At 37.4% G+C, this 11,272-nt stretch carries 7 protein-coding genes and 2 pseudogenes; 7 read left to right on the top strand and 2 right to left on the bottom strand.

Annotated features, from left to right (window positions below):
• The first annotated feature begins 194 nt into the window (after positions 1-194).
• Positions 195-1,253, top strand: coding sequence for an RNA-guided endonuclease TnpB family protein (locus FTU34_RS16640; protein ID WP_180036301.1), 1,059 nt, complete (start codon positions 195-197; stop codon positions 1,251-1,253).
• A gap of 167 nt (positions 1,254-1,420) precedes the next feature.
• A protein-coding gene (locus FTU34_RS16635) for an IS3 family transposase (RefSeq protein WP_180112661.1) occupies positions 1,421-2,565 on the top strand; the annotation gives its coding sequence in 2 pieces (ribosomal slippage) (positions 1,421-1,685 and positions 1,685-2,565; 1,146 coding nt in all).
• Between the two features lie 61 nt (positions 2,566-2,626).
• Here the strand turns inward: FTU34_RS16635 and FTU34_RS16630 are convergent.
• A pseudogene (locus FTU34_RS16630) lies at positions 2,627-2,977 on the bottom strand (transposase); the annotation flags it as partial.
• 172 nt (positions 2,978-3,149) lie between these two features.
• Between FTU34_RS16630 and FTU34_RS16625 the strand changes: the two are divergent.
• Positions 3,150-3,401 (top strand): sigma 54-interacting transcriptional regulator, encoded by a 252-nt coding sequence (locus tag FTU34_RS16625; RefSeq protein WP_180112659.1) that lies wholly within the window; start codon positions 3,150-3,152, stop codon positions 3,399-3,401.
• A gap of 9 nt (positions 3,402-3,410) precedes the next feature.
• On the top strand, positions 3,411-3,734 hold the full coding sequence (locus tag FTU34_RS16620; RefSeq protein ID WP_180036240.1) for a helix-turn-helix domain-containing protein: 324 nt from the start codon (positions 3,411-3,413) through the stop codon (positions 3,732-3,734).
• A gap of 32 nt (positions 3,735-3,766) precedes the next feature.
• On the opposite strand, the pseudogene FTU34_RS16615 reads toward FTU34_RS16620, so the two are convergent.
• Positions 3,767-5,090, bottom strand: a pseudogene (locus FTU34_RS16615) (sigma 54-interacting transcriptional regulator); the annotation flags it as partial.
• 145 nt (positions 5,091-5,235) lie between these two features.
• Here FTU34_RS16615 and FTU34_RS16610 point away from each other — a divergent pair.
• From FTU34_RS16610 to FTU34_RS16600, 3 genes are read left to right on the top strand one after another with little or no spacing between them, the layout of a single operon-like run.
• Positions 5,236-5,694: a hypothetical protein gene (locus FTU34_RS16610; protein ID WP_180036239.1), complete on the top strand. Its 459-nt coding sequence runs from the start codon at positions 5,236-5,238 to the stop codon at positions 5,692-5,694.
• Positions 5,695-5,698: 4 nt separating this feature from the next.
• Positions 5,699-8,044: a hypothetical protein gene (locus FTU34_RS16605; RefSeq protein ID WP_257226316.1), complete on the top strand. Its 2,346-nt coding sequence runs from the start codon at positions 5,699-5,701 to the stop codon at positions 8,042-8,044.
• The gene (locus FTU34_RS16600) at positions 8,041-11,166 is read left to right on the top strand and encodes a site-specific integrase (RefSeq protein ID WP_180036237.1); all 3,126 of its coding nucleotides are present in this window, start codon (positions 8,041-8,043) and stop codon (positions 11,164-11,166) included. Before FTU34_RS16605 ends, FTU34_RS16600 begins: the two co-directional genes overlap by 4 nt.
• Positions 11,167-11,272 lie beyond the last annotated feature (106 nt).

Genomic DNA, 11,272 nt, shown 5'->3' with positions numbered 1-11,272 from the left:
TACAATTAATGCAAGCATAATCAGTGTAAAACATTTTGCATGTGACTTGTTCCACTTTAGATATTTGTTTAAGATGAGATGTAACTCATTGAAATGTGTCATCATATTCGTCGTCAGAAAACAAGTATTATGCCATTATTTCAATGAGTTATCTTTTTTGTCGTGTACAAAGATATTATTGTTAAAATAAGCACATGAAAACACTTAAACTCCGCATAAAAGACAAACACGCAAAGGTGCTGATTAAATTAGCATCTGAGGTGAACTTTGTTTGGAATTATGTGAATGATTTAAGTTTTAAGCACCTAAAAAGAAAAGGTGAATTTCTATCTGCATTTGATATTGCTCAATACACCAAAGGCGCATCTAAAGAGTGTAGTTTGCACAGCCAAACCATTCAGGCTGTCACCGAAGAATTAGTCACACGCAGAAAGCAGTTTAAGAAAGCCAAACTCAAATGGCGTGTTAGCAACAAGAAGTCAGCAAGAAAATCACTTGGATGGATACCGTTTAAGAAAGTAGCGATCAAATACGCTGATGGATATGTTCAATATGGTAAACATCAATTCAAGCTATGGGATAGCTATGGATTAAGCAAATATGCTGTTAGAACTGGTTCATTTGTTGAGGACAGCCGTGGGCGTTGGTACGTGTGCCTTGTGGTCGATTCATCGAATCAAGAAAAACCAACAGCAACCAAAGCCATAGGTATTGATCTAGGTTTAAAAGATACTGCAACCTGTTCTGATGGTACGGTTATTTCAAACCCCAAGTTCTATCGCCAATACGAAAAGAAATTAGGTATTGCTCAACGAGCAAGGAATAAAAAACGTGTACGTGCATTACACGCCAAGATTGCAAATTGCCGTAAAGACCATTTGCATAAGGCAAGTACATTACTTGTTAAAAATAATGCACTCATAATTGTAGGTAACTTAAGTGCCAAAAAGCTTGTAAAAACTAAAATGGCAAAGTCTGTTTTAGATACAGGGTTTTCAGCACTAAAAACAATGCTCAAGTATAAATGCGAGAACGCAGGGGTAATGTTTGAAGAAGTCAATGAAGCCTATACCACCCAAATCTGTTCGTGCTGCGGTGAGATCACCTCAAGTAGTCCGAGAGGTAGGACAGGTCTTGGAATAAGAGAATGGTCATGTGAGTGTGGTGTCACTCACGATAGGGACTTAAATAGTGCCATGAACATTCTTGCGCTTGGGCATAAGCGTCTAGCTGTAGGAATCACCTCCGTTTAAGGGAGGTGAGGATGTCAACGGCTATTCTTAGTTCAAGAAACCACTTATAACTTTAATTAGTAAAACAGTTATATTGAACGTTCATTTCAACAGAGATGGATCCGGAAATTTGAACAACTCCTATAATTGATATTCTGCTCCTCAAATGATGTTATAAACATCAATATATGGAGTATTTTATGGCACGTAGACCAAGAAGAAATCATTCAAACGACTTTAAGGCTAAGGTAGCACTTGCTGCGATCAAAGCAGAAAAAACACATGCTGAATTGAGTTCTGAGTTTAATGTCCATCAAAACCAAATTATTGACTGGAAAAATCAATTGATCTCAGCTTCCTCACAAGCTTTCGATCAATCAAAAGCTCCATCAGAACCCCCCATTGATCTTAAAAAGCTACATGCAAAAATCGGTGAGCAGGCATTAGAAATTGATTTTTTAGAAGGTGTGTTGAAGAAACTGGGCTGCTTCAACCACAAAAGTTAATCGACGACTCACTTCAGATTTCAGTATCTAAGCAAGCTAAGCTGCTGAAAGTCTCCCGTGGTTGTTATTATTATCGCCCAAAACCTGTTAGCTCATCAGATCTGAAGCTGATGCGATGTATTGATGAATTACATATGCAATATCCTTTTGCAGGCAGTCGTATGATGCGTGATTTGTTGAATCGTCAAGGGCATCATATAGGACGACGTCATACACGTACTTTAATGAAGAAAATGGGTATTCAGGCGTTATATTGCAAACCAAATTTAAGCCAGGCTAATCAAGCTCACCGTAAATATCCATATCTGCTCAAAGGATTGGCTATTCAGCGCAGTAATCAAGTGTGGTCTACTGATATAACGTATATCCCTATGGCAAAAGGCTTTGTTTATTTATGTGCTGTGATTGATTGGCATAGCCGCAAGGTACTTGCGCATAGGGTATCGATTAGTATGGAGGTGGATTTTTGTATTTCGGCTTTAAATGAAGCGATTGAAAAATATGGATCACCTGAAATATTGAATACAGACCAAGGCAGTCAGTTCACCAGTGATGCATTTATTGATGTATTGAAATCAAATGGCATTCAAATCAGTATGGATGGTAAAGGTCGATGGGTAGATAATGTGATGGTTGAACGATTATGGCGGAGCGTTAAATATGAAGAGGTGTATCTCAAAGCTTATAGCAGTGTCACAGATGCGAAAAAGCAATTGAGTGCATATTTTGAGTTTTATAATTTGAAACGACCTCATTCGAGTCTAGACAAAATGACACCAAATGAGTTTTACTATGATCAGCTACCGCAACAAAACAAGGTGGCTTAACTAGAGCAGAATATCACTTATAAATACGCTTTTAGTTGTTCAAACAAGTGGAACCACCTCTGTGTAACCCATCACGACTTTTCTGGTAGCTAATTTGAATATCAATATACTTTTGTCTTCTACAAAGCGTCGTGAAGTCTGGTGCTGTCCAATCTAATCCGCAAAGTTTAATTAAGCTTTGAACAAAACCAGTAACCATGCGTAAAATGAGTCTAAATAGAGATTTGATCATCAAACAGCATTGAATCGCTATGTCGGAGTAGGTTTGACTTCGACCTTGTTTGCCTTGAGGTTCTGCATACCATTGTGTTTTTGGGTCGAACCAAATGGCAATATTCCCATGATTAATGAGAGCTCTGTTATATGCGAGCCAATTGGTTGTGCGGTAGATTTTGTGTGTAGGCTTCTTCATTTGGAAATTATATCGCTGAAAAAGCCGTTACAGATAGGTTTGTGCAACAAAGCCATTTACCAAGTAAAAGTTTCCGTTTTTATCAGCACACATCACTTTACTACGTGTACTGCAAACTGGCGAGTTTGAGCTGTTAGGTGATACGAAAACCCGGAAAACTAATGTTTGAGTGATGGTGGCTTGCAATGAAAGCCTGAAAAAAGCAGTGGAAGAGGGCCGTTTCCGTAGTGACCTATATTACCGCTTAGCTACCTATCCAGTTCTGATTCCTTCTTTGAAAGAACGCCGTGAAGATATCAATCTGCTGGTTGAATACTATATCCACTTCTTTGAGAAGCAGTATCACAAGACATTTAATGGCTTCAGTGACCGAGTGTATGCCTTTTTTAACAGCTATGACTGGCCGGGAAATATACGAGAATAAAGAAATATCTTGGAACGTTCGGTGCTTTTGTCCAATAATACGGCACTTGATTTAGAAGATTTAATGCTGGAAGAACAGATCATTCAGGATTTCCTAAGCCAGAATAAACAGAAATTTAATGAAATTAAGGGCATTGTGACTAAAAGTGATTTAAATCAGCTAATTGAGCACCTAATGCAAAGCTCAGAACAGGTGGATATGGAATATGTTGAATTGACCATTTTACAGACGCCATTACATAAATACCGAGGTAATGTTTCCAAAGCTGCCCGCTATTTGAATATGACACGCAGTGCACTGGAATATCGGTTAAAAAAGCACGCAGTAATATAAGTTTAGGGTGTTTGGGTATGAAATATAGGGCCTTACGATAAGGCCCTATATTTCTTTAAGCGATAATCCAATGTTGCCCGGCTAATGCCGAGTATACGTGCTGCTTCAGAGACATTGTTTTGAGTCTGTTGCATGGCTTGTAAAATAATCTGCTGTTCATAATGTTCTAATGAAAAGTCAGGAGTAAATAGTTCTGCAATTTTTTGTGAATTAAATGATTTGGAAGGGAATATTTCCCGATAGCTAATTGCCTCAGCGGCTACAACATCTGGAAATAAATCACGTAGTTTAATCTCTTGTTGATCATCTGTGAGTAGTGCTGCGCGTTCCAGCACATTCTCTAATTCACGGATATTGCCTGGCCAATTGTAATTTATAAAGTAATGTTTGGCTTTGTCACTAAGACCTTTAAATTTTTTGTCATAGATATTTTCAAAGCGTTTAAGAAAATGACTGACCAGCAGAGGAATGTCCTCCCGCCGTTCGCGTAATGGCGGAATACGTACTGGAAAAATGTTCAGGCGAAAATACAGATCGGCACGGAATCGACCCTCTTTGACAGCTAATTCCAAATCTTCATTGGTGGCAGCTACGACTCGAACATCGACTTTTCGGGTCTGATAATCGCCTACACGTTCAAATTCACCTTCTTGTAACATTCGTAATAAGGCTGCTTGGGCACGAGGGGGATAACTCAGCCAGTTCATCCAGAAAAATCGTACCTTGATGGGCACGTTCAAATTTACCTATTCGTTGACTGACTGCTCCTGTGAAAGCCCCCTTTTCTACGCCAAAGAGCTCAGCTTCAATCAGGTCATGTGGGATACAAGCACAGTTAACTGCTATAAAAGGCTTATCTTTGCGTGGACTAGCATAGTGAATACCTCGTGCAAAAGCCTCCTTACCAACACCTGTTTCCTCAGACAGGAGTACGGCGACTTTACTGCCAGCCGCTTTTTTGAGGAGGTCACAGACATTGCGGTAAGCCGCAGATTCTCCGACCGCATTAAACATGCTGTAGTCGACCTCGGCACGAGTATAAATATCGTGTTTTAGTTGATTCAATTCAGCGCGTAATGCAATGATTTCGTCCGATATAGGGTCAGGAGACATAAATTGTACAAGTTCTTCGGCATTTTCCCATTCGATTAAGGGTTTACCAATGATCCGACAATGATCATGACCTTGGGCAATACATTGGGTTTCCTGATAAATAATGGTTTGTCTCATGACATAGCTGCTATATCCACAAGCATAACCAAGTTGTAGCCAGCAAGCAGGTTCATCGGATTTACCAAATTCGCTCAGGTGAACTTCACCTTCAAAGGAATGTCGCCAGTTAAAGTCGGCATAGAATAACTAAAAACTATAAAAAAATGGAAGAATAAAATTTAAAAAGATATTTTATTACAAATGCTTACTAAATTTATTTTGATTTGTGAAATAAAAAATAGAAAAAGTGTTATAACTATTTGTATTAATATTTTGAGCTAATTTTGTCATGAGTTTTGATCAAACGATAAAAAAAACTCTCGTATTTTTTTATCAATTTGTTCTACCCTTCTCAACCAAAACAGAAGACTTGGAATACATCAAAGCTAAGCTGAAACAACTAGAAAAAATCAGGCCGGGCAACAACAAGAGTAAGCAGAATAATTTTAAAAAAATTTATGTAAAACTCTGGCATCGTATTTTAGAACTTTTGAAAACAGATAGGGCAGTACGTGCAAATGTCCAATATATTCCGCAGATTCAGCTTATTTGCGATATGGAAAAATATATCGATTCAAAAATGGCATTAGAAATTTTTAATACACGTAAGGAACTCACTACACCATTACTACTTCAATTTTTTGACATACGTAAAGATGAAACGAGACAAAAAGTCATGGAGAAATGTTCTAAGAAGCAGCTTGGTATGATCGAGACTTTAACTTTAATCAATGCAGAGCAAGAGTGAACGAATGGAAGTTCAGAAAAAGAGAGAACGGAGACAAGATCTCTTTTTAACACAATACCAAGAGTACAGAACAAAGTTTATTTCGCATGCTGTATTTGATGATTTAGATGAAAGTGATAAGCAGACTTTTAGTGATTTTGGAAAAACTGCGCATAAGGTTTTTCACGAGATAATTAAAGCGCGTAAACTGGGTGAAGAATATCGAGTTGCAGCCTTAAGCTTTTTTGCTTCGGGTGATGTATTAGACCATGCTGGATGGTCATACCTCATTTTGAGAACGAGTTATTTTGTTGAAGCGCTTTATATAAAATTAGCCGTTATCCCAGATTCCCAAGCTAAACAAAAAGAAATTTTTGATTTATTTCGATATATTGCAAAATCAATTCTACAACAAAGTGAAGAAAGTTCTTTAAAAGACGAGAGTAAAAGGCTCTTAGAATACTTTATAGAATATATGTTAGAACTCGAACAGGACAAGGTGATGAGTGACTGGGAGAGTTTCCTTAAGAATAAAATAAAACAAAATTTGCACAAGTTTACTCAAACTAAGGTGCTAAATTATATAAATGACTTAAAAATTATCTTTAAACGATTAAAACAAGGGAGGATTGTAAAACGCTCGCGTCGTAAAAGAATAAAAATTTCAGATTGGCCGACAAAGAAAAAATTAAAAAGTTTCCAAAAGAAGAGAGAACAAAGACAGCTTATTAAAGGATATCCAGCATATATTCAAGCTCGACAGGAGATCTTTTATGCTGATGATGGAGATGTTGAATTTATAGATGAGGGGATTGCTGTACATACAACATCTAAATCTACAGCTCGTTTTAATACAGTATTGAACAATCATAGTGAACATTTGATGAGGCATCGTCAAAGACGTCTACAACCGTTTGTAACCAACACAAATTACATGAGCAAAGATGTGATCCAACATCTTATCTATATTTTGAAGGGTGAGTTATATAATGCTCCTACTCAAGATTCAGCGATTGCAGCAGCATGCTTATTGAGTTTGGCGACGGGTTTATCACCAATGCATTTGCTTCAATATAAACAACTGATTGATGAGGGGGTGCTTATTAAAGGTGGTAGTTCTAAGAAGGCGGAGTATCGACTCAGATTACATTTAGATATTACAAAACAAAAAGTTGAAACTTTAAAGATTCACCAACTGAATAAAACAGTGACGCATGATCTCCATGTATCAAGCAGTTGGTTTGAATATCTTATTTTGAATGAATCACAACAGCTACTTACAGTACAAGAGATCAATCAAAGACTCAAAAAATGGACTCAGAATCAGGGGCTAGGTTCAATTACTGTTGAGAAACTCCAAGCCCAGCTGTATTTCTATATTTTTCACCGTACTTTTAATGAATATATTGCCCATGTGCTATCGGGCAAAGATAGCACCCATGAGCTACCGAGTAGTTTCTACAATGGTGTGAGCGCATCGGAATTGAATCAGCATTATTTGATCTACTTAGAGACACTCAGTGTTGAAGAAACGAAAACAGAAATTGAAATGCTTAAAGAGCAGTTTGTTAAACATGAACCTGCGTCTATATCACGTTTTGGTAGCCAATTAGCACTCAATCAAAATTATGTTGGTCAATTTTTTACACGATTACATGCCATTTGCGTTGATAAAATACAGATACATCAACATATAATTGAGCGAATTAATGCCTATAGTGCTTGGATGTGGCATATCAGCTTATTGTGTCTAACACGCCGTCCTCGGGAAAACTTATTAGGAAAGTATAGTGACTACGATTTAAAACTAAAGTTGTTGTATGTAGATGATAAGCAAAACAGTCAATCACGAAAAGATGGTCGCTATATACCGCTCCCAGCATTTTTTATCCAAGCTTTTAAACGTTATACGCAATTTTTAAATACGGTCACTCAGCAGTATGAAGAGCTCCTCCGATTTGTGTTTGGGAAAAAGATTACATTGCAAGATTTGTTTGGCCAAGTGATCCATTACCCGAAATCGTTACCGACCACTGCTGAGGAATGGGCAAGTAAGAAAATTAAGATTGCTGCGCTTAACCGAAGTTGGATTAATGACTATATTGAAGGTCATCAACTCAGCAGTTTATATAATAACTGGCTACGACACTTTGATATGAATATGTTGATGAAGCAAGGTTTGGCTTTTAATGTCATACAAGCAGTTTATGGGCATGATCAGCGTAATCAGGAGCTCTTTTATCGCTATTCATCTGCATCTTTACCACAATATATCAATCAATTTACCCAAAATATTGATCGCATGATTAAGCAATTGCAGATTGAGCATCTGTCATACATTTCAGTACTTCAATCTGAGGGCTTATCATGAGTATAGATGAGTCATTGATTCAAAAAATTCAGGTTCAGGTTGATTCTGTATTTGCCGAAATGAAAAGTCAGATTAAGAGTTTAAGAGACCGACCTGAATTATTAGATAACACACTAAATAGCTTGTGGTACGAGTTTTATGATGAATTTATTTGTTTTTTAGAGCAGAAGAAATTTACTCGGAAAGATGCTCAAAAACCGTATATTCAAGCTATTGAAAAATATTTTTTATCTTTGCGTCAGACCTATTTATCTCAAGCAAAGAATGCGTATCCAATCAAAGTATGGCCTAAAACTACTTTTCTAGAACCTATACCCAGACAACTTCGTAGTACTGAATCACATCTTCGGCAAGGACAAAAACATTATCATATTGCTATAGCCTTAAAATCCTATTGGAATTGTCCATACAAGGATGAAGTTACTCCGGCATGGTTATGGGGGAATTTTTATTTAAGTCTGATGTACTGCTCTGGCTGTACTGATCTAAGTCAATTAACAGCAATTGGTAATACCCTGGTCAACGCTATTGTCAAAGATGAACTCCAAATCTGTACTAAACTTTATCATGCTGGATATAAAACAATCATCCAACCACTCGCACTGCATTATCGAGTACCACAGCGTGCTTATGGTAATCAAATCGAAAATAGACAGGTGTATCAGTGGCGTTATATTTGGCTTAATCCCTATGCACAGTTGTTTATACAAGGGATAAAACAGCATGGCTCTCAAGCCTTGAATCAGCAGATGCCACGATATGTTTTGGAGTCTATCTCTACTGTATTAGGGAAATTACCTAAAGAAATTGATCTGAGTCATCAGTTCGTAGGTCTGAAAAAACTACTACGCCGTAATGATAAACAGTTAGCAGAGCTTCGTTCACTTACACCTTTTGATCATTCAAACTTAGCCATTGAGCTTGACTCTTATTCGGGCTTAGATATGTGCTTAAGCGAGGTTATGCGAGGTCGTCTCAAAACGGTGTCGTTAACACCTATTGATCAGGCGAGAGCATGGTTAGATCACAACATCTTGCAGACGCAGTTAACACATATTGAGCGGTATATACCACTACAGACAGAAAAGGCGGTACCAGACTTAATTACAGCTCACCAGCAACTCAAAGAAATTCCATTTGAATTGATGCTATTTGAAAAAGATCAGACTGAAGTTGATAAGCGTCAGAAACGGCAGCGTAAAAGTGAACGTGTGAAATGGATCAGATGGACAAGCATTCAGAAGCGACTAGAAGAAAAGAAGCCTCACGTTGGCCTGTATGAAAAAAATCTAATAGAAGCACAGCTCAGGCTACTGGGTTGGATTTTTCATCTTAAGTCTCAAAAGATGAAACTCAATAGTATCGAACGGTATTTAAGTAGTATCGCTAAAGATTACTTATTCCATGTCTATATGTTCCCAGGTGATATAGATAACATGGATCAAGAAGATTGTGAGGAACTGTACGACGCTATCTTAGATAGTATTGATGATCGAGATCAAGCCAAACGTGAGACTGATCCTAAGGCCAATCACGGACGTGCACAGTATGCATTTGGCAGACTTAAAGCATTTCATCAGTTTTGTATGAAACAATACCGTGTCCCTAAGGTCGGTACCTTTCAATACAATGATTATCATCGTGTACAATTTTGTCATGCCAAATTAATTAGCCCAAAATTGTTCAATCAGCTTAAACAGGTACTAAGTTTAAAGATTGAAAAATGTCAAACAACTAAAGAGCAAGCGTATCTTTTTCAGCTACAGCTCATGTATTTACTCGCATTTCGTTTGGGGATGCGATTGAATGAAATTAGGGGACTTACATTGGCAGAGGTCATTTGTCCTGAACTGATTTGGCGTAATGATACGCTGACCAAACCTGTGCAGATCCGTTTTAATTTACGTAACAATGTTTATCGGAAACTCAAAAGCCAAAACGCAAAGCGTCAGCTTGATCTGAACGCCGTCATGCTCGATGAAGAGTTGGCATTGGTACAGCAATATCTAAAACAATGTATTACACATAATCCAGCGAAAACTAATCATGCGGACAAATTGATTTTTGCCCAAGATGGCGAAATTTTAAGTGAAGCTTATATTAGTGAAATGACCCAAGTGATTTTTGATGAGATATTGGGTGAAGGGCATGGTTATACTTTCCATAACTTTAGACATAGTGCCGCGAATCATTTAGCAATCGCTTGGTTAGGCTCAAAAGAGATGATCATGACCTATACGGATTACACTTGGAGCCGGTGTAAAGTCATGCGTCAGCATTTATTTGGAGAAACTGCAATTCAGCATGAAGCTGTCATACAGCATAAGTGGCGGTTACTAGCTGACTGGATGGGGCATGCAAACATAGAGCAAACAGCATCTCACTATCTACATGTGCTGGATTTGTTGGTGATAGATCGAATTTATCATTTGCCTTGTACAATTCATCGGGACACGATCAAACTGATACTTCAAAATGACTTAACAAGTGCTAACACAGAAATTGTGGATCTTAATCATATAATACGAAAAGGCCAGTATTTCGATTTTTATCATGCCACTTATGCACTCAAAAAAGTGGATTCAGTTAAACCTGTTCAGCCTAAAATAAGTAAAAATGTATCTGTATCTACCATCATCCATGATTACATTAAATATAGAGCTTATGAGGACCATGATTGGGTATTACGCAGTAAAAAGCTCGCTACTAAGTGGATGGCGGTAAAAAAGCCTCAAAATAATGAGGATTTTAGTGAAGATGAACTCATCTCCTTATATGAAAAAGCCTTAAAGAAAGGTTTTGAAGCAAAGCAATGCGTAGAGATTTCAGCACTGCCAAAGCGGGTCCAACATCAGGTTTTAGAAGCCTTGAGTATTTTAATTGAACATGGAAAGCTGAGAAAAAACTTTATTCATTTTCAATATCGTTTTGATAAGCAAAATAGGCCACGTGTCGATTGGTCCATTCAACATCTGATTACGGGACTGAAGTATTTACTCCCTGAGGATACACAGCTAAAAGTTGATAATGATCCACCGGATAAGTCACAAAAAAGTCGTGAAGTGAAATTAAGCTTTATCAATGAAAAGAATAAAAATACGCTCTGTACACGACAAAAATAGATAACTCATTGAAATAATGTCACAATAATTGTTTTCTAACGACGAATACTATGACACATCTCAATGAGTTATATCTTATCTTAAACAAATCTCTAAAATGGAACAA

The organism is Acinetobacter sp. YH12094 (assembly GCF_013419295.1).
Taxonomy (GTDB): Bacteria; Pseudomonadota; Gammaproteobacteria; order Pseudomonadales; family Moraxellaceae; genus Acinetobacter; species Acinetobacter amyesii.
This window is presented reverse-complemented; position numbering and strand designations above follow the sequence as displayed.

Excerpts from the sequence above, each read along its gene's own strand:
- FTU34_RS16640 (WP_180036301.1), top strand. The coding sequence starts at position 195 with ATGAAAACACTTAAACTCCGCATAAAAGACAAACACGCAAAGGTGCTG.
- FTU34_RS16625 (WP_180112659.1), top strand. The coding sequence starts at position 3,150 with ATGGTGGCTTGCAATGAAAGCCTGAAAAAAGCAGTGGAAGAGGGCCGT.
- FTU34_RS16610 (WP_180036239.1), top strand. The coding sequence starts at position 5,236 with ATGAGTTTTGATCAAACGATAAAAAAAACTCTCGTATTTTTTTATCAA.
- FTU34_RS16605 (WP_257226316.1), top strand. The coding sequence starts at position 5,699 with ATGGAAGTTCAGAAAAAGAGAGAACGGAGACAAGATCTCTTTTTAACA.
- FTU34_RS16600 (WP_180036237.1), top strand. The coding sequence starts at position 8,041 with ATGAGTATAGATGAGTCATTGATTCAAAAAATTCAGGTTCAGGTTGAT.